The sequence below is a fragment of the Pseudomonas sp. F-14 TE3623 genome, assembly GCF_053629015.1.
The window spans coordinates 4,797,413-4,815,139 of sequence record NZ_JBRJHM010000001.1 but is presented as its reverse complement, the minus strand read 5'-3'; the positions used below and the strand labels follow the sequence as shown (position 1 = coordinate 4,815,139).

At 57.9% G+C, this 17,727-nt stretch carries 18 protein-coding genes; 5 read left to right on the top strand and 13 right to left on the bottom strand.

Translation table 11 applies throughout. The features are described 5' to 3' along the window. Window positions 1-359: 359 nt before the first annotated feature. Both AB7M29_RS22385 and AB7M29_RS22380 read right to left on the bottom strand, forming a co-directional pair. Window positions 360-1,553 carry an MFS transporter gene (locus tag AB7M29_RS22385; RefSeq protein WP_217856388.1) on the bottom strand — a complete coding sequence of 398 codons (1,194 nt, stop codon included), beginning with the start codon at window positions 1,551-1,553 and terminating at the stop codon, window positions 360-362. After that, window positions 1,550-2,290: an SDR family NAD(P)-dependent oxidoreductase gene (locus AB7M29_RS22380; protein ID WP_217856386.1), complete on the bottom strand. Its 741-nt coding sequence runs from the start codon at window positions 2,288-2,290 to the stop codon at window positions 1,550-1,552. The genes AB7M29_RS22385 and AB7M29_RS22380 overlap by 4 nt, the downstream gene beginning before the upstream one ends. Window positions 2,291-2,448: 158 nt before the next feature. Here AB7M29_RS22380 and AB7M29_RS22375 point away from each other — a divergent pair, with 158 nt between their 5' ends. Further along, window positions 2,449-3,045 (top strand): TetR/AcrR family transcriptional regulator, encoded by a 597-nt coding sequence (locus AB7M29_RS22375; RefSeq protein ID WP_454248008.1) that lies wholly within the window; start codon window positions 2,449-2,451, stop codon window positions 3,043-3,045. A 339-nt stretch (window positions 3,046-3,384) separates the two neighbouring features. Here the strand turns inward: AB7M29_RS22375 and AB7M29_RS22370 are convergent, their stop codons facing one another. Together AB7M29_RS22370 and AB7M29_RS22365 are read right to left on the bottom strand one after the other, a co-directional pair. After that, window positions 3,385-4,242: a TauD/TfdA dioxygenase family protein gene (locus AB7M29_RS22370; protein ID WP_217856382.1), complete on the bottom strand. Its 858-nt coding sequence runs from the start codon at window positions 4,240-4,242 to the stop codon at window positions 3,385-3,387. 246 nt (window positions 4,243-4,488) lie between these two features. Then, on the bottom strand, window positions 4,489-5,514 hold the full coding sequence (locus tag AB7M29_RS22365) for an AraC family transcriptional regulator (RefSeq protein ID WP_454248007.1): 1,026 nt from the start codon (window positions 5,512-5,514) through the stop codon (window positions 4,489-4,491). 109 nt (window positions 5,515-5,623) lie between these two features. Here AB7M29_RS22365 and AB7M29_RS22360 point away from each other — a divergent pair, with 109 nt between their 5' ends. Beyond that, window positions 5,624-6,661, top strand: a complete 1,038-nt coding sequence (locus AB7M29_RS22360; RefSeq protein WP_454248006.1) for an alpha/beta hydrolase — start codon at window positions 5,624-5,626, stop codon at window positions 6,659-6,661. 66 nt (window positions 6,662-6,727) lie between these two features. On the opposite strand, the gene AB7M29_RS22355 is transcribed toward AB7M29_RS22360, so the two are convergent. The 3 genes from AB7M29_RS22355 to AB7M29_RS22345 form a co-directional block, all read right to left on the bottom strand. Next, window positions 6,728-7,207: a 2,4'-dihydroxyacetophenone dioxygenase family protein gene (locus AB7M29_RS22355; protein WP_217856376.1), complete on the bottom strand. Its 480-nt coding sequence runs from the start codon at window positions 7,205-7,207 to the stop codon at window positions 6,728-6,730. 107 nt (window positions 7,208-7,314) lie between these two features. Then, window positions 7,315-8,187, bottom strand: a complete 873-nt coding sequence (locus tag AB7M29_RS22350; protein WP_454248751.1) for a TauD/TfdA dioxygenase family protein — start codon at window positions 8,185-8,187, stop codon at window positions 7,315-7,317. Window positions 8,188-8,688: 501 nt separating this feature from the next. After that, window positions 8,689-9,582, bottom strand: a complete 894-nt coding sequence (locus tag AB7M29_RS22345) for a LysR family transcriptional regulator (RefSeq protein WP_217856374.1) — start codon at window positions 9,580-9,582, stop codon at window positions 8,689-8,691. 94 nt (window positions 9,583-9,676) lie between these two features. Between AB7M29_RS22345 and AB7M29_RS22340 the strand changes: the two genes are divergently transcribed. Further along, window positions 9,677-10,843 (top strand): MFS transporter, encoded by a 1,167-nt coding sequence (locus tag AB7M29_RS22340; protein WP_217856372.1) that lies wholly within the window; start codon window positions 9,677-9,679, stop codon window positions 10,841-10,843. A 470-nt stretch (window positions 10,844-11,313) separates the two neighbouring features. On the opposite strand, the gene AB7M29_RS22335 is transcribed toward AB7M29_RS22340, so the two are convergent. From AB7M29_RS22335 to AB7M29_RS22320, 4 genes are all read right to left on the bottom strand, one after another. Next, window positions 11,314-12,363: a tyrosine-type recombinase/integrase gene (locus AB7M29_RS22335; protein WP_454248005.1), complete on the bottom strand. Its 1,050-nt coding sequence runs from the start codon at window positions 12,361-12,363 to the stop codon at window positions 11,314-11,316. A gap of 1 nt (window position 12,364) precedes the next feature. Continuing rightward, a complete protein-coding gene (locus tag AB7M29_RS22330) occupies window positions 12,365-12,607 on the bottom strand; it encodes a DUF4224 domain-containing protein (RefSeq protein WP_454248004.1) in 243 nt (80 codons plus the stop codon). Between the two features lie 301 nt (window positions 12,608-12,908). Then, a complete protein-coding gene (locus AB7M29_RS22325; protein ID WP_454248003.1) occupies window positions 12,909-13,247 on the bottom strand; it encodes a hypothetical protein in 339 nt (112 codons plus the stop codon). Between the two features lie 333 nt (window positions 13,248-13,580). Continuing rightward, window positions 13,581-13,877, bottom strand: coding sequence for a hypothetical protein (locus AB7M29_RS22320; protein WP_454248002.1), 297 nt, complete (start codon window positions 13,875-13,877; stop codon window positions 13,581-13,583). A gap of 93 nt (window positions 13,878-13,970) precedes the next feature. On the opposite strand from AB7M29_RS22320, the gene AB7M29_RS22315 reads away from it, so the two are divergent. Then, entirely contained in the window at window positions 13,971-14,240 is a 270-nt protein-coding gene (locus AB7M29_RS22315; protein ID WP_454248001.1) for a hypothetical protein, read from the top strand. Between the two features lie 7 nt (window positions 14,241-14,247). On the opposite strand, the gene AB7M29_RS22310 is transcribed toward AB7M29_RS22315, so the two are convergent. Further along, window positions 14,248-16,053, bottom strand: coding sequence for a DNA cytosine methyltransferase (locus tag AB7M29_RS22310; protein WP_454248000.1), 1,806 nt, complete (start codon window positions 16,051-16,053; stop codon window positions 14,248-14,250). 284 nt (window positions 16,054-16,337) lie between these two features. On the opposite strand from AB7M29_RS22310, the gene AB7M29_RS22305 reads away from it, so the two are divergent. Further along, window positions 16,338-16,580, top strand: coding sequence for a hypothetical protein (locus tag AB7M29_RS22305; RefSeq protein WP_454247999.1), 243 nt, complete (start codon window positions 16,338-16,340; stop codon window positions 16,578-16,580). A gap of 15 nt (window positions 16,581-16,595) precedes the next feature. On the opposite strand, the gene AB7M29_RS22300 is transcribed toward AB7M29_RS22305, so the two are convergent. Continuing rightward, on the bottom strand, window positions 16,596-17,726 hold the full coding sequence (locus tag AB7M29_RS22300) for a DNA-methyltransferase (protein WP_454247998.1): 1,131 nt from the start codon (window positions 17,724-17,726) through the stop codon (window positions 16,596-16,598). Window position 17,727: the final 1 nt, after the last annotated feature.

Below are 17,727 nucleotides of genomic sequence, written 5' to 3'. Positions count from 1 at the left end.
CTCAAAACTGGACTGAAAATCGCGCTTCTACGCAAAATCCACATCTGCTGACGTGCCGATAAATTTCAGATTTAACGTAGACGCGCACACTTCAATTTTGGCGAAGCGTTTTTTTGAAGTCTGCGTTGCTACGTAAAATCTGCTGGTGCATGTGTAATCAGCAGACCAGAAATTTGCGTAGGAGCGCGATTTTTGCTCCAGCCCCGACTGTCGATCGTGTTCTAAAGCATTTTACACAGCCTCGACCCATAGCTGTCGTTGGGAATGGCAAAAAATCAACAGGATCGGACTTTCCAGCGCCCACTAAACGCAATGATGACAATCCTTGTTAATACAACAACAGGTGAAATTGAATCGTCTCATTCAATGCATCGGTGATTTCTTACTAGGCCAGCTCGGGCGAGTACGATGCATAGTATTGTCGCCAGCGCCCCAAAAATGGCTGGTACCCAGCCGATTGCAGCAACTCCCCCACGATCTATGGCCCATCCGCCGCAAAAAGCTCCAATCGCTATCCCCAGGTTCGCGCAGGATAAGTTCATAGTCATGGCGAACGCTGGCGCCTGTCCTCCGGCCATCGTTACCCGCACTTGGCTAAGCGTGACTCCGGCAGTGTGGGCGACACTCCAGATCACGAGCAGCACGGCTATGACCGGCAATACATTATGAAACGCTCCGGCCAGATTGACTGCCACGACCAGGGCGGCCGCACTCGCCACAGTCGCGACAACGGGTGCACGATCAGCTACCCGAGCTGCGACACTGTTACCCATCAGCCCAATGGCGCTGAACAGCAATAGCGTCAGTGCAATCTGTGAGCCACTGAGATTCAGATACCCGTCCAGCCAGGCGGCGAGAAAGGTGTACGCGGCAAACATGGAGGCGAAGAGCAGGACGGAGAGCAGCAGATGTCCCAGGAACAGGGCGTTTCGTAGCAAGTTAAGCGGCAAAGCGATGCTGGGAATCTCCGGGACTCGATAGTTGGGATAGCGACCCCATGTCACTGCGGCTGCCACCAAGGAAAACAACGACAGCAGCACGAATGGCAGTCGCCAATTGCCCCATTTCGCCAGTGCAGCACCCGCAGGCAGGGCGACCAATACTCCAATGACAAAGCCCAGGTTGGCATTTGCCAGCGCTCGACCTCTTTGATCCGGCATGGCGAGTGATGCCACGGCCGCAGCACCCACGCTGACGAACGCCGGAAGCATTGCGCCCTGAATAATGCGTGTGGTCAGCAGAACACTAAAATTGGATGAAGAGGCCATCACTGTGTTGCCGACGCTGTAAAGCAACAACGTGAACACCAGCACGGAGCGTGGAGACCAACGACTGCCTAGCAGCGTGAGTCCAGGGCCGGCCACCGCCGCGGATAACGCGAACAATCCTGTCAGGCGTCCCGCCTCTGCAAGCGAAATGCCTAGATCGTTGGCGATCAGTGGCAGCAAACCGATCACAATGAACTCAGTTGCCACCACCACGCTGATGGCGGGCACAAGTACCCAGAGCACTTGCTTGAGCCGTGCATCGGCAGAGATGGTGGCGACGTTCACGCGTTGGCACCGCCATCGATGGTCAAACCACTGCCGTTGATCGAGCGAGCTTCGTCTCGAGCAACAAATGCAACCAGCGCTGCAACATCCTCCACTCGGCCGTAACTCTTGATCGCCATGCGATTAAGCTGGGCTTCAGAACGCGGACCATTGGCGGGGTTCATGTCCGTGTCAGTAGAGCCAGGGTGCACAATATTGACGGTGATGCCTCGCGGCCCGAGGTCTCGTGCCAAACCTTTGGTCCAACCGATCAATGCCGCCTTGCTCATCGAGTACAAGCTCATACCCGCGTCAGGCACTCGTTCGGCGAGGTTACTGCCGGTGGAAATGATTCTGCCTCCTTTTGGCAGATAAACCAGTGCTGCTTGCGAGGCCAGCAGCACCGCTCTTACGTTGACTGCAAGGGTGTCATCGATGTCTTTAACGCTCATAGTTTCAACCGGGCCACCACGGATGATGCCCGCGTTATTGACCAGGATATCGAGCCCACCCAGTTCAGCAGCTGCGCGATCGACTGCCTGTCGGATCGAATCTGGCGATGCTGCGTCCATTTGGATCGCGACCGCGCGGCGGCCGGCGTTGTTTAGCTCTTCGACGATGACCTGGGCGGCATCCGCTGATTGCTCATAAGCAATCGCAACGTCAGCGCCCTCTGCTGCGAGCCTGCGAGCGATGGCCGCGCCGATACCGCGGCTTCCACCGGTGACAAATGCGCGCTTACCGATAAGTGACAACATGGTGAGTCCTCTATTTATGTGATGATCGATACAGAATATAATTCTCCGAAAACACGCGTCAACAATTAATATAACGATCAACACATAAATGGTGAAAACACATGGCGGATCGTGGACGGCCCCGGAATTTCGATAGAGAGAAAAGTCTTGCCAAGGCAATGGAACTTTTCTGGGAGAAGGGTTACGAAGGCGCTTCGATGGCGGAATTGACTGCCACAATGGGCATCGGCTCGCCGAGCTTGTATGCAGCGTTCGGCTCCAAGGAAGGACTCTTCAGGGAAGCAGTGGATCTTTATCGCGCGACCGATGGAGCCGCGGTTTGGCAAGAGACACTTGCCGCGACCTCGGCATATGGCGCTGTTGAGGCGTTCCTGATGTCTTCAGCCCGCGAATTCAGCAGGATCGACAAGCCAAGCGGGTGCTTCATCATCCTTTCAGCCTTGCACTCGACGCAGGCCAGCGCCGCTGTCGGAGCCGACGTATCAGCCAAAAGAGCGCGCAACGTCGAGATCCTTGCCGAAAAGCTCGCTCAAGGTGTGCAGAGTGGTGAGATTGACGAAGGGGTAAACGTTGAGGCGGTAGCGCGTTTTCTCATCACGGTTCAACAAGGTATGTCGATTCAAGCGCGCGATGGCGCGAGGCGTCAAAAACTCGAGGAAATCGCCCACAGCGCGCTCGTCGCGTGGCAGGCACTGACGAGGGATGATTCATTGGCACAAAACCGTGACACCACTGTTCTTCGAACGCACTCATGATAGTGTTCGCATTATTTGGACAGCAGAGTACGACTGGAGTGGGGGACGGCTCTGCCAACAGGGGGGGGCGCCGTCGGAGAGTGTCCGCTATTGGTCCAGAGTGTGTAAAAACGCTTCGCCAAAATTGAAGTGCGCGCGTCTACGTTAAATCTGAAATTTATCGGCACGTCAGCAGATGTGGATTTCGCGTAGAAGCGTAATTTCCAGTCCAGTTTTGAGTACCTGTCGCGCTCAAAAACGTTTTTACACACCCTCGGCCGATTTCTGCCTGTCGCGAAGGGCTGCAATCGACCCAAGGAGACGCTCAGAAGCGTCTCCGGTCTCTGGACCATTCACATATCAGTAGGGTTTATCGCCGATAATGGCCGCGCGCTCCATCTTGCGATGGCAAGGCGGATAGTCCATCACTGCATAGTGTTGGGTGCAGCGGTTGTCCCATATCGCCACGCTGTTTTTCTTCCAACGCCAACGGACCTGATACTCGGGGTTGTAGGCCTGGCTGATCAGGTACTTCAGCAGATCGACGCCTTTTTGGTTGTAGTCCTGGCCGACACGGACACGTCCCTGGCTGTGGTAATTCACGAAATGCGTAGCGTAGGCATTGACGAACAGCACCTTCTCGCCCGTTTCGGGATGGGTACGCACGACTGGATGTTCGGCATCCGGGTATTGCGCCTTCATCGCCAGGCGCTTCTCCTTTGGCATGGCGGCGGCAAAGGAAGAATTGAAGCTGTGGTTGGCGATCAGGCTGTCGATTTCCTGCTTCACATCTATGGGCAGATTGTCATAAGCCAGCACCATGTTGGCCCACATGGTGTCGCCACCGGTCGGTGGGCATACGATGCAACGCAGTACGGCACCCATCGGAGGCGATTCACGCCAGGTGGCATCGCAGTGCCATGCATTCTCGTAGCGATCCGCCGGATTCTCCGGGGTCTTGTAGATTTGCACCAGACCGGGAGCCTCCGGATGGCTTGGGAGCATCGGGTGGGTTTCAAGCTGGCCAAGGCGGCTGGCAAATGCTTCGTGATCGCGACGTGAGAGTTTGTCCAGATCCTGATCACGCAGGAACAGCACCTTGTATTTCAATAGCGCCGCGTAAATTTCAATGAACAAGCCATCATCGCGCACTGCGTCACCCAGGTTCACGTTGTGCAGTTCCGCGCCGATGGCACAGGTCAGTTGTTCGACTCGCATGGCGTCTCCGTTTCGATGCTTTATCGCCGGACAGTGGGCGGGGCAGGTGAAATAGTGCCTTGATACACGGCGGCGTTTTTTATTGTTGATCCAGTCTTTGCGGGTTCGGTAAGTGGGGATACGCGCGCCCGGCATAAGCTCTTGCCCGATCGGCAGAGCGATTGCGGCCCCATGGTAGATTGCTCGAGAGCAGCGCCATGGGCATTGCGAGACAAAATCTTCGCGTATTGGGACGTGACCAACGGGTTAAAGCGGCAGTGTCGCCTTACTCTCTCGGTAGGCGGCGGCCCAATCCGATGGTGTCTTGCCGAACTGGCTGCGGAACCAGCGTGAAAAGTCACCGGCGGAGGAAAAACCGAGGAGTTCGGCAACTTCATACAATCGGCGTTTGCTGTTGGCCAGGTACTCTTCGGCGAGTTCAGCGCGGACAGCATTGATGATCGTTGTGACACTCTCTCCCTCGGCTGCCAGGTGTCGGCTAAGGGTGCGTCGATGCATGCCAAGATGCTGGGCAATCCCATCGACAGAACACAGTCCGCTTGGCAGCAGTATCTTGACGATCTGGCGTACCCGCTGCGCCGGCTCGTCGCGCAGGGTAGTCAACTGCATGTCCAGCGATCGCTTTACTTCACGATGCAACGCGGGGTCAGCCGCAGGAATGGGCATGTCCAGATCGCGCCTTCGGCAAACGATGGCATTGAACTCCTGTGAAAACTCAATAGCTGTGCCCAACACGCGGTGGTGCACTTCAAGGCTGGCAGGTCGCTCGTGAGTAAAACTGACCCTTATCGGGCGGAACGTATTGCGCGTCAGTACGCTCAACGTCCGCAATCCAATACCCGTCGACTGTTCGATAGCCTGGCGCCAGACACCGTGATGGCCCTGCATTTTCACACCCACATGCACCAGCACCAGGTCGCCTACATCCTCAAGTCGCAACTCCACCCCAGCGTTATGCAGCCGCATATAGCGCGCGCACGATTGCAAGGCGGCGCGAAGTGTCGGTTCTTCGCGGATGAGTAGCGCGAGCATGCCGAAATTGGATAGGTGTCGCGTTTCCGCGAGCAGCAGTCCGAAGGCCTCCTGGCCGGAGAGGTGGGCCGATTCCTCCAGCAGCCAACCCACCGAATCGCTGCTGATCATGATATTCGGATCGTCGAGGGCACTGGCTGGCAACTTGGCCAAACGCAGCATACGAAATGGATCGAGTCCCACTGAACGGGCAACCTGCTCATAGTTGGTAAGGCTGGCGCTTCGCGTCAGGGTATACATGTGTCCTGATGTCCCAGTTTCACAAGATTGTGTCCTGCGAAGCTTAGTGCAAGACACCTTCTCACGGCTACCTTCAGGCCAACAACGACAAAAAGATGGAGGTAGATAAATGAACACGCGCACCGCAACACGTATCAGTCAGCCGCTCGCGGCAAGGGCGCAAGTGGACGCCGATGACCCTGAGGCATTCAATCACTGCTTCGCCGAACTCAACGGCATTCGCATGCATTACATCGACGAGGGACAGGGTCCGCTCGTCATCCTGCTGCACGGTTTTCCCTATCTTTGGTACATGTGGCGACGCCAGATCGTGGCGTTGACCGAGGCCGGTTATCGAGTCGTGGTCCCCGATCAACGGGGGTTTGGTCAAACGGATCGACCCGATGCCATTGAAGCCTATGACATGACTCAGGCAGTCGGCGACATGGTGGGCTTGATGGCGACTCTGGGCGAAACGTCCGCGGTGATCATTGGGCACGACTTGGGCGCCTGGGTGGCCCAAGCGGCAGCCATGCTACGGCCGGATCTGATCCGTGGCCTGGTGATGCTCAATACGCCGGTGCCACCACGCGGCAAGGTCAAGCCGACCGCAGGTTTGCAGGCAATGGCGAAGGGCCGGGTGTATCACCACCTGTATTTCCAGCAGCTCGACAAGCCGGATCGCGAGTTGGCCAGCGACCCGCGCAAGACCTTGCGTAGCGTTTTCTATTCGATTTCCGGCAGTGCTGTCGGCGCTGAACGTTGGCGTCTGTTCGTCGAGCAAGGTGAGCCCATTCTCAATGCCTTCACTGAACCGAAGGGCGAGTTCCCATCATGGCTGAGCGCACGGGCGCTCGATTACTACGTCGCCGAATACACGCGCACCGGGTTTACCGGTGCCTTGAACTACTATCGCTGTCGCGACCGGAACTGGGAAATCACCGCGTTTCTTGACGGTGCGGTGGTGCGCCAGCCGAGCATGTTCATCGGTGGTGCTGCCGACCCTTCACTGGAGCCGGTCGAAATCCGCGGTCTCTACGATCAGCTCGACACCTATCTACCCGGGCTAAAGAAAAAAGTACTGCTACCCGGCGTGGGCCATAGCGCCGCGGAAGAAAACGCCGGACAAGTCAACGAACTGCTCCTGACGTTTCTCGAGCAGTTCTAACGGTTGGGGGACGAGCGCCTTGGTGCGCTCGCCCCGACTCGCGTTTTTCGCGGCGATGCCTGTAACTCAGTTGAATGCCGTCAGATCTTTCGGTGCGATGTCATACTGCTCGCAGTAGGCAAGGTAGCGATGCAATCCTGACTTCCAGTTTTCGAGCGCGACGATGTTGTCGTTCCCGTCCAGAAACGCGAGATCGCCATTAACCTGAACCAGCGTGAGCACATAGCCGTCTGTGCTTCCCGTGCTGACGACTTCAGGCGTGTGAGTCGATCCGGCCGTCTCATAGACGATGCTGCCAGGGCCGGCGATCCAGTCATGCTCCTTGTATTTCCACTGGCCTTCGATCGTGTAGACCATCACCGTACCCGTGTGGTGATGCTTGGGCAGTTGCATGTCGATCGGCGACTTCATCATGACGATCCATTCACCACGGATGGGGTCAAGCTTGAAGTACTTCAGCAGGACGTTTTCCGCATAGGGCGTAAAGGGTACCCACGGCAGCGATTCGCCATCGATGACTGCGGTGTCGATGTGTTCGTAGAGCATGTCTATCTCCATTGATGCGGTTCAGATCGAGTATTCGTCGGCAGCCAAGGCCGCCCGACAATCTCTGATGGTCGGGTGGCCTGGTTTCTCTGGGGAGACTGTTCGAATCAGGTGAGCGGGGTGCCCGCAAGGGTGGCGCGGAGCATCTTTCTTGGCGCATTGCCGTAGTCAGCCACCGCGTAGTGCTGGACTTGCAAGTTATCCCACATGGCAACCGTGTTGGTGCGCCACTTCAGGCGTACCTGGTACTCCGGAATCGCCGCCTGAGAGGTCAGGTAGTTCATCAGGTGATGAGCCTCGGGCATGAAGTCCTGGCCGTAGCGGATGTCCTCGAAGTTGAAGAAATTCGCGAAATGGGTGGTGAACGCGGAGTTGACGAACAGCACCTTTTCACCTGTTTCAGGGTGGATCAGTACCACCGGGTGTTCAGCGGCGGGGGTCTTCAGGGCCATGGCGTGACGATCTTCGCGGGGCAACTGGGCACCAAAGGAGTGCTCGGCACTGTGTTTTGCGAACAGACCTTCGATCCGTTGCTTGATGGTGTCGGGCAGGTTTTCGTAAGCCATCACCATGTTGGAGAACAGGGTGTCGCCGCCGGATTCAGGGCCTTGCTCACAGCGCAATATCGCTCCGCGAGGTGGCGCCGGCTTAAAGGTGACATCGGTATGCCACAGGTTTTCGCGGCTCGCTTTTTCGACAAAGCTCTTGGGCTTACTCGGGTCGAGGTTGCGGTACAGCATCAGCAGCTTGTCTGCCTCCGGATGGCTCGGCGCCAAGGGATGACCTTCCAAATCGCCGAATTGCGCGGCGAAGTGCTGTTGCTCCGTGGGGGTGATGTCCTGATCGCGAAAAAACAGCACTTTGTGCTTCAACCACAGCGCCCGGATTTCCGCGATCAGTTCTGGGTCCTGGGCAGCATCGGCCAGGTTGATATTGCTGAGTTCGGCACCGATGGCGGGGGAGCAAATTTCCACCTTGATCGAATGCTGGCGCACTGACGATCGGATAATGGCGGGTGCCGAGGGAGGGAGTTGTGAAGGCGTGTCTTGGGTGGCGATTATTGTCATTGTTGTCTCCAATCCGGGCTTGTACGGCGTTGCGCAATATGTGCATCCGCTATGGGTAACTGCTCCCTGCCAAATTGGGCAGAGGCACCGGGCCTATAGTAGGTATCGCGGGCGCGACGCCATGGGCTTGGCAGGACAGTTTCTTCGCATATTGAGACAAGGGAGGAGAGGAAAACGAACAACATTGCGATGCAGGTTGGGTGATCCGATTTTGGCTGAAAGTGGCCTTTGATGAGAGGCAGCTTTTGGTTGAAAGCGGTCTTTCACGACGGCCATTTAAGACGTGCGGACGACCCATCAATGCCAGAGCTCACGATTGTTCCAGTAAGGCAAACCACCTATTGATAGTGCACCCAAAATGTTGTGGTCACTTCAATATCACGAGTACCCGGAAGTATCAGCCTACGCCTCCGCTTACATCCGGTGATGTTCCAGCAAGAAGTCCACGAACAATCGCACCCGCGCCGGCATTGCCGCCCCACCGACGAACACCGCATGAATCGGTTCCTGGTCCCCGGGGTTCCAGGCTTCCAGCAGCGGTATCAGGTCACCGCGCTGCAGATCCTCGCTCACGCTGAACTCGCCGATACGCGCAATGCCGGCACCTACTCGCGCGAGTTGTGCCAGCGCTTCACCACTGCTGCATTCGATGTTGCCGCTGACCTTCAGGGAAAACTCTCTTCCGTCGCGGATGAACGGCCAGTTGGGTTCGGCACGCCGGAAGTTGAAGCGTAGGCAGTTGTGCCGTAGCAGGTCTTCCGGTTCCTGGGGGATGCCGTGGCGCTGCAGATACTCGGGTGATGCCACCACTATCTGGCCGGTGTCGCCGATCCTGCGCGCGGTCAGCGGGCTGTCGGGCAGATGGCCAAAGCGTACCGCGACGTCGGCCTGGCCGCCGAGAATGTCGACCACTTCGTCGCCGAGGGTGAGGTCGACGACGATGTTCGGGTAACGGGCGCTGAATGCTGCCACCAAGGGAACGATGGCCAGCCGCCCATGGCCAAGGGCGGCGCTGACCCGCAATCGGCCCCTTGGTACGCCCTGGTCGGCGATGGCTTCTTCGACCTCGGCCATGTCGGCCAGGATACGCCGGGCGCCGCGCAGGAAAGCCTCGCCCTCGGCGGTGAAGGTGATCGCTCGGGTGGTGCGCAACAGCAGGCGGGTGCCAAGACGTTGTTCGGTACGCGAGATGATCCGACTGACCGCCGAGGGTGTCAGCCCCAATGCACGCGCGGCGGCCGAAAGGCTGCCTTCCTGCGCCACGGTGGTAAACACGCTCATTTCACCTGACCTGCCGTTGAAATCCACTTGTGCCTCCTGCGCAAAGGTGATTACCAAAAATGCTATCTACCGCCTGAAAAGACTGGATCGTAGCATCAGCGGCATAGATAAGGAGCCTTCCATGCGTATCAATCCACCACTTGTCGCACTCGCCATCGGTGCCTTTGGCATCGGCGTAACAGAATTCGCTCCCATGGGCATGTTGCCGGGTATCGCTGCGGATCTCGGCGTTTCCATTCCCGCCGCAGGTCTGTTGGTCAGTGCTTACGCCTTGGGCGTACTGCTCGGCGCGCCCCTGATGACCCTGACCACCGGCAGGATTCCCCGGCGCTATCTGCTGATCGGACTCATGGCGATTTTCACCCTGGGTAATCTGATGTCAGCCCTGGCTACCGATTACTACAGCCTCATGGTCGCCAGGGTGGTGACCTCACTGAACCACGGTGCGTTCTTTGGCGTTGGCTCCATCGTCGCCGCTAGCGTGGTCGCCCCGGAGAAACGTGCCGGGGCGGTGGCGGCAATGTTCATGGGCCTGACCCTGGCGACCATCGGCGGTGTGCCGCTGGCCGCCTGGTTTGGCGAACTGTTCGGTTGGCGCACCGCTTTCTGGGGTATTACCGGCCTGGGCCTGTTGACCATGGCCGCGTTGTGGTTCGCCCTGCCTAACCTGAAGACGCCGCAAAACGTCGGTGTAATGGCGGAAATTCGGGTATTGGGGCGCGGCCCGGTGCTGGGAGCGCTGGCCCTGACCGTAGTCGGCTCGAGTGCCATGTTCACCGTCTTCACCTACATTGCGCCGATCCTCAGCAGCGAGACCCATGCGTCCACCGCCTTCATCACCGCCATGCTGGTGCTATTCGGTGTCGGGTTGACGCTGGGTAACATGTGGGGCGGCAAGGCCGCTGACCGCTCGATAGATCGCACTCTGATCATCTCGCTGAGCGTGCTGATTCTCGTCTTGTTGGCGTTCACCGTACTGATGCGTTGGCCGCTGCCGGCTGCCGTAGCCATCTTGATTTGGGGTATCGCCAGCTTTGCCCTGGTGCCGCCGCTACAGATGCGCGTCATGGAAGCAGCGAAGGACGCGCCCAATCTTGCCTCTGCGGTGAACATTGGCGCCTTCAATTTTGGCAACGCGATTGGCGCAGCGCTGGGCGGAGCGGTGATCAACGCGGGTCTGGGTTATCCGGCGATTTCCCTGGCCGGAGCGGCGATGGCAGGCCTGGGGCTGCTGATGGTGTTGGCTTTTGCCTGGCGCTCCAGAACGATTGAAGCAGCAGTGGTGTGACGAAGATGAAGGGGGAGTGATTCGTTACCATCGATGAGTGGCGGCAAGTGGTAGATTTCTGCCGTTGCTGACCGGCAGATACGGCCGAAAGCTGCCTACCGCCCAATCTCAAACGCATCCTTCACTTTTTGGTCGAGCTATTTAATTTGGGTGGAGGAGGGGGCGGAGAGGTGGGGTTGCGGAAATGGCCGAAAAGATGCGGAAACGATCCATAAAGAGAGGAGCAAAATTCCTGAATGCCAGAAACGACAAAGCCCTGAATAATCAGGGCTTTGTCGTATAAAGATGGCGGAGGCGATGGGATTCGAACTCATGGACCTGTTACAGTCGACGGTTTTCAAGACCGATATTCAAAGCCGCTAAAGCCGTGGCCTGTAGCTCTTTTTCGTTACAGTACTTTTGTTTTTCGGCTCCTCTGTAGACCGCATTCTACAAGGGGCCAAGTTTGAGTTTTGTAACGGGTTTTTGGGCTATTTTGACGGCTTTGCAATGGCGCCAATGCGACGGTAAACGCGTTCCGTGATATCGCCCTTGGTGTGACCCAGGAGCAGACTCGCATCACCAACGTCGAGGATTTCTGACGCGGCTTTTGGCCTGATGTCACGGAACTGAAAGCTGCCGATTTTTTCCGCCAACAGGGTGTCACCCGTCTCATCCGCCTCTTTTTTGGCCTTTTCCCGAGCCTTATCCCACCGGTCGCGAAGCATCTTCGCGGTCATGCGCTTACCCCGAGCGCTCACTATCAGGTAACTACAAATGTGCTGAGCATTGCGCTCTGCCATTTTCGCGATCAGTAGCCCCAGGCTGTTTGCCTCGTCGCCGGCGGTCATCTGGATGCGCAGTTTCTTATGCGTCTTGTTTTGCTGAACACCCAAATATCCCCCCTCGATATCATCCTTCCGCATGACCAGAACATCTGCTGGCCGTTGTCCAGTCAGGTAAGCCAGGTCCATCGCGTCTTTCAGCTCTTGAGCTGCCTTCTTGTAAACAGCATCCCAAACCACATCATTCGCGTAGTAGTCCCGCGGCGTTTCCTTGTTTTTGCGCACGCCCTGGCAGGGATTTTCTTTGGTCGTCAGACCCCATTCCCTGGCTATGTTGAAGACGTGAGATAGGGTGGCAATCTCGCGATTCGCCCGAACCTTTGCCGTCCGTGCATCTCGGTACCCGGCAATCGTGGCCGGGGTGATCGAGTCAATGGGAGCGCTGTCGAACATCGGCCGCAGCTGCTTGATCTCCGATAGATTGTCCTTTTGGGTGCGCGGCGCTTTCTTGGAGACGATGTCGCGGATGTACCTGTCAAAGATGCCCTTCATGGTGCGCAGGTCGAGGGGCTTTTCCTTGGCTTCGAGTTCTGCCCATTTGATCCTGGCCAGGTCCAGGTCTTTGCCCAATGGGATCGCCTTGCCGGTCAGGTCCAGGTAGTAGTAGGCAATCCAGTCTTTTCCGCTTTTGCGTGGCCGCGTCCATTGATACATTCGGGGCGGCAAATTGCGTGTTTCGGCCTTGCGGGGTCGCATATCAGTTCACTCGCGAGAAGTCGGGCGTCCATGCCGGCGCGGCCGGCGGTGGGTTGGGATCAGCGATGGTCGGTGACACCATGCCCAGCTTCATGCGGGCGTACATGCGGCCAACAAGTGGACGTTTGCCGCGGCTTTCGACGAACACCCATTGGCGATCCACCAGCCAGCGCCGTTGGTAGGCCCTGGCCTTGTAACCGGTGATATCCGCCAGCTCCTCGTCCGAGAGAATTTCAGTTTCCATGTTGATGCTCCATGCCGCGCGTGGCGGCAGAAGGTGGGGAGAGTGGTTACGCCAAGCGCTTATTGCGGCAGCGGGTGCATTGGACTTTCTGTTCTTCGGGCATGGGGATTCCTCGACCGCCGTTCACTGGCAGGCTGTTCAGGTTTATTCAGAATTGTGTTCGGGACACGTGGCGCAACTCTGGATAGAGTTTTCACCGCTCACCCAGCTTTGGCTCTTTACCAAGCACGGAGTGCTAGGCCCTAGCTGGGTGAGCCCCTATTATGATTTTTCTCGACCCAGAAGCAGACGCCGACTGCTTTCAGGAGCAAGGCGTCACCCGCCGGCCCCAGATGCAAGCAGGGCCATCCTCGGCGTCGTGAATCGACAGGATGAACCAAGCAGGTTCGGCGGGGTGCTGAATCACCCACGCCGAGCAATCAGCTTGGCCGTCTTCCATATAGACGTTGAATACGTCGGTCGATACGTCGCTCTCCATGTAGGTAATCTTCGTATCCACCTGGTGGCGTGCGCACCAATTGTTGAACTGCTCTTCGGTGATTTCGTCATCGAATTCCGAGAGGTAGTCAGGGTGCGACCACCAGCCGTTCGCATCGCGATGGACCGGAAGCGAATCTATCAAAACAGTTTCTTCAGGCATGACTGTTCCTTTGGCGCTATAGCGGCTGACTTTGAAGGGGGGACTTTCCTTTTCTGGCGTCTAGGCTTTACTTCACAAACCAGATCACTATGAAGAGAAGGTCGTAATGGGCGAATGGTCGGATTACTTCGAGGACTTTCCAGAAGAAGACCCCGCGAATTCTAGCAAGCGAGATCCTGACCCCTTAGAGGGTGTCATGGAATCAACAAGAAAGCGTGTTCGTGAGCGCTCCATTGCTGAGCGGGATGAGGTTCGGAAAAAACTTAACGAAGCTTTCTCCCGAAACGACTCAAAGAAGAACCAGTCCTGACTTTGAATGAGCTGGGATAAGGGTTACTGCGGTGTGAATTCGCGCGCGTGCACTGGGTAATCTTTGCGTTGCTCGATTGCCATCATCAACGTCCTGACCTTGGTGCCTTTGCTGAACAGCGTGCCGGGCGGCAGCTTCACGTCACAGGGCAGAACTTGGATATCTCGAGCCAACGAGGCATCGACGCACTGATTCATCTCCGTCCAGACTTGCACCTCAAGCCGCACCTCGGCGCGCACGGCCTCAATGATCCACATCGGAAGGGTGACCAGTCGTTCGTCTCTCGCGGACTGATCAGCTCGTTGGTTTTCTGTGGGCATGGGGCGTCCTATGCCGGGCCATACCCGGGCGGTGGAAGGGTTGATTGAGGCGGTATCAGCTACAGTTGATAGGTGATTCAAAAGGAGGTGCGTATGAGCTTCACTGTCTGCGTCGTATGTGGTGATAGCGCCGAGAAAGCTTTTCCAGTAGGCAGTTTTGATGAGTTTAAATGTGCGAGCTGTGGCTACTACTCAGTCAATCGGCAGTTGATTGAGGAGATGGAGGCAGCCAATCAGGTCTTTGATACCGAGCGTACCCAGCAATACTTGATGATCCACTCTCGGCTGGGCCAGGTGCCTGTGATTACGCGTGTCGAGACTACGAAGCATCAACTGATTGTGGAGAGTGCGCGAAAAAGGTGAGGGTTGGTCAGGCAGCTAGCCGCTGGTAAAGCTCGATGATGTCGGCGGCGTTGGCCGCGACCAGGGCTTCCGCCTCATCCGGGCAGACGCTGTTGCCGATCAGTCGGACCTGGTCGGTCTTGTTGATCGGTAGCCACTGCTCGGCGCCGGTGACCGGGTCGACGAACAGTCCACGATCGATGATGTAGTCCTTGTCGAAGCCCTGGGCAGCCTTCAGCTCTGGTGGTTGCAGCATGCGCAGGGTGATGTCCACCAGTACATAACCGCCGACCATCACCATTTCGGCCGGGTCTTTGAAGTGTTCCGGCAGATGCTCATGCATGAAGGCGGCGCAGCGGCGGGCGCCTTCCATTTGTTCTGGTGTGAGCGTGTCAGGCACCTGCACGACTTCGACCAGTGCAACCCGATCCTTCGTCGGTAGGGTATGCATCGGCTCGGTGAGTGAAATGCCGTCCTTCTCGTTGCCGTAGTACTTCACCAGGTAGGCGTTGACCAGTCGCTGATTGGCTCCGGATTGGCAGATGGTCGATATCGGCGCATAGGCGGATCTGCCATCACCTTTATAAAAGCCGCCGTTCGCCTGCTCGAAGAATGCTGCCGATACTGCGTGGTGCCCGGTGCTGGTAGCGATCACACCGAGCGGGCCGTCGACGCCGGCGCCGACAGAGCCTTTTCGCAACGTGACCATGTTCGCCGCGGCCATTGCGAAGTGGCCGCCCTTTACCTGAGCAACCTGAGTGCGCAGCGGCTCCTGCACGTCGAAGTTGCGCTGAGCCGATCCATTGGCGCACTCGGTGAGGAAGGGCGCTGCTACCGGCTGTACCAGTGCGTGATGCGTGTCGCCGGCGCTGATGGTTGAGAGCGATTCGTCCGTACCGTGGGTGCTGGTGTGTGCTGCTGATGTTCCGCGCATTGGGACGATGAAGGGCTTCGCGCTGGTCAGCACGTGGCGCCAGCAGCCCTTGGCCACGCGGCGCATCGTGTTCACTGCCATTGGCTTGTCGCGGAAGATCGTGCGGCCCAAGTTGCTCCAGTCGATGCACTCCGCAGCAGTGCGCCAAGGTTGCTGTTTGGCGGTAGGCGTCTTGTGGCGCTTCGGAGCCGGCCAGACAATCGGCTTCCCGTCACTGCGCGCTACCAGGTAAAGACGTTTGCGAATGGTCGGGGTACCGGCGTTGGCCGCAATGCGCTCGCGCCATTCGACGTTGTAACCAAGGCCACGGACCAGTGCGTCCATTGGCACGAATTCTCCGATGGCCTGCATGATCTCCGGCATGTCCGGGTGATTGGCCGGAAGCCCCGTGCTGATCGCTGCAATGAAAGCCTTGAAGGTACGCCCGCGCTCGGCCTTGATCGGCTGGCCCTCGTCGTCGATCGGTCCCCAGTCGCAGAACTCTTCGACGTTCTCCAAGAAGAGCAGTCGCGTCTTGGTGACGAAACACCAGCGGATCACTACCCACGCCAAGCCGCGAACGCCTCGGTCCCGCGGCGCGCCACCCTTCGCTTTGCTGTGATGGCGGCAATCAGGGGATGCCCAGATAATCGCCACTGGCTGGCCGCCAGTTGCTTTCCGAGGGCACACCTCATACACGTCGGCAACGTAGTGCGCCGTCTGCGGGTGGTTTGCGCGGTGCACAGCCAGGGCGATGGGGTTGTGGTTTACCGCCACATCCGGCTCCCGGTACGCCCGAGCGATGCCGGTGCTGGCGCCACCGCCGCCGGCGAACAGGTCGACCACCAGTTCTTTTTCGAACGGCAGGCCCATGCTTGGCTGGCCATGGATGAACTGGGGTAACTTCTGTTGTGCGGACATAGAGGATCCTCGTCGGCTGGCGTGATTCGTTGAAGTGGATTCGGTCTATGCTCATGGAAGCCCTACAGGAGGCTTCACATGGCTATTTGCAAATGCGGGGAAGAGATCGCGGTAGATCCCGACGACACGAAGGATGTGATGGAAGTGGTATGCCCAAAGTGCGGAGCTCGGTACGAACTCAGATGGGTCGCAGCGTCACCCGCGCTACCTGGTGCTCAGTTCACACTAGTGCCCATCGAGTGAGAAAAGTGAGTGCGTATGGAGCCGGATTGAGGAGAATCGATATGGCTTATTGGGATTCGTACGGTTACCCAGAGAGCGATCCAAAAGTGTGGATCACGTTCGGCCCGCAAAAGGATGGTCCGCCGCAGGTGGCATTTCTCGGCCCTATTCGCCAGCCAGAGGGTGATAGCCCAAAAGCCGTCGAGTACTTCCAAGAGGTGGCAGGGCTCTGGACTGATGAGCTTGTAGCCCATGAAGAGCTGGACAAAATAGCTCAAGCGATTATTGAGCAAAAACGGCTTTAGCAACCTGAGGGTGAGTCAGGCGGCTGGCGCGGAGTCATGAAACACGTCCATCTGCGCCGCGCCGTCGAGCCAGGCCGCCGCGATCCGGCGCTCTGCCATGGTGGCATAGTCCGGGTTGAGTTCGCACAGCACTGACTTGCGACCCTCCTGCATGGCAACCACCGCAGTGGTACCGGCACCGCCGAACGGGTCGAGTACAACACCACCGCGCGGGGCCCCAGCCAAAACGCATGGCCGGATCAGGTCCGGCGGGAAGGTCGCGAAGTGGGCACCCTTGAAGCTATGGGTCGACACGGTCCAAACACTGCGTTTGTTCCGCTCGCTAGGCATCACCGCAAGGGCTGAGTTCATTGACTCGTTGTCCTTGATGCGGCCCCGGCCGCGCTCATCACCGTCGGTGCCATGGCCCCATCCGACTCCGTTCGACTTCCTGGCTACGGCCTTCATGTTGCCGTTGCTCTTGGCTCCACCATTGGCGCGCTCGCTGCCAATCTGTGCGAGGACATCTTGCGATAGTCGGTTGTGGGTGTTCGGCGAACAAGGTTCGAGGATCGCACCCTGGTCGAAGTAGTACTTCTGCGACTTGCTCAACAGGAAGATGTACTCGTGGGACTTTGTGCACCGGTCCCGCACGCTCTCCGGCATTGGGTTTGGCTTGTGCCAGATGATGTCTTGGCGTAGATACCAACCGTCATCCTGGAGCGCGAAGGCCAGACGCCAGGGCATGCCCATCATGTCCTTTGGCTTGCAGCCAGGGACAGCGTAATCGCTTCGCGGGATGCTTTCGTTATCACGGCGGCGGGAAGCGACAGTGCGCCGGGCCTTGGCAGCGGTAACGCTTTCGTCACGTCCAACCCCGGTAATCGACTGGCTGTTTCCTCCGCAGCGAGATCCGGCGTAACTGTCGCCCATGTTCACCCAGGCCGTGCCGTCGTCCCGGAGTACTCGGCGCACTTCGCGGAACACTTCGATCAGGCGGGCGATAAACTCGGCCGGCGTTTCTTCAAGACCGATCTGGCCATCGACGCCGTAATCTCGCAACCCGAAGTAGGGCGGGCTAGTCACGCAGCACTGCATTGACCGATCGGGCAGGGTCCGCATCATTTCGATGCAGTCGCCGACCAGTATCTGGTGGGAAGGGGTCATA

Coding starts and splice junctions, on each gene's coding strand:
- AB7M29_RS22380 (WP_217856386.1), bottom strand. CDS start 2,290: ATGTTGTCACTTATCGGTAAGCGCGCATTTGTCACCGGTGGAAGCCGC.
- AB7M29_RS22375 (WP_454248008.1), top strand. CDS start 2,449: ATGGAACTTTTCTGGGAGAAGGGTTACGAAGGCGCTTCGATGGCGGAA.
- AB7M29_RS22370 (WP_217856382.1), bottom strand. CDS start 4,242: ATGCGAGTCGAACAACTGACCTGTGCCATCGGCGCGGAACTGCACAAC.
- AB7M29_RS22365 (WP_454248007.1), bottom strand. CDS start 5,514: ATGTATACCCTGACGCGAAGCGCCAGCCTTACCAACTATGAGCAGGTT.
- AB7M29_RS22360 (WP_454248006.1), top strand. CDS start 5,624: ATGAACACGCGCACCGCAACACGTATCAGTCAGCCGCTCGCGGCAAGG.
- AB7M29_RS22355 (WP_217856376.1), bottom strand. CDS start 7,207: ATGCTCTACGAACACATCGACACCGCAGTCATCGATGGCGAATCGCTG.
- AB7M29_RS22340 (WP_217856372.1), top strand. CDS start 9,677: ATGCGTATCAATCCACCACTTGTCGCACTCGCCATCGGTGCCTTTGGC.
- AB7M29_RS22335 (WP_454248005.1), bottom strand. CDS start 12,363: ATGCGACCCCGCAAGGCCGAAACACGCAATTTGCCGCCCCGAATGTAT.
- AB7M29_RS22330 (WP_454248004.1), bottom strand. CDS start 12,607: ATGGAAACTGAAATTCTCTCGGACGAGGAGCTGGCGGATATCACCGGT.
- AB7M29_RS22325 (WP_454248003.1), bottom strand. CDS start 13,247: ATGCCTGAAGAAACTGTTTTGATAGATTCGCTTCCGGTCCATCGCGAT.
- AB7M29_RS22320 (WP_454248002.1), bottom strand. CDS start 13,877: ATGCCCACAGAAAACCAACGAGCTGATCAGTCCGCGAGAGACGAACGA.
- AB7M29_RS22315 (WP_454248001.1), top strand. CDS start 13,971: ATGAGCTTCACTGTCTGCGTCGTATGTGGTGATAGCGCCGAGAAAGCT.
- AB7M29_RS22310 (WP_454248000.1), bottom strand. CDS start 16,053: ATGTCCGCACAACAGAAGTTACCCCAGTTCATCCATGGCCAGCCAAGC.
- AB7M29_RS22305 (WP_454247999.1), top strand. CDS start 16,338: ATGGCTTATTGGGATTCGTACGGTTACCCAGAGAGCGATCCAAAAGTG.
- AB7M29_RS22300 (WP_454247998.1), bottom strand. CDS start 17,726: ATGACCCCTTCCCACCAGATACTGGTCGGCGACTGCATCGAAATGATG.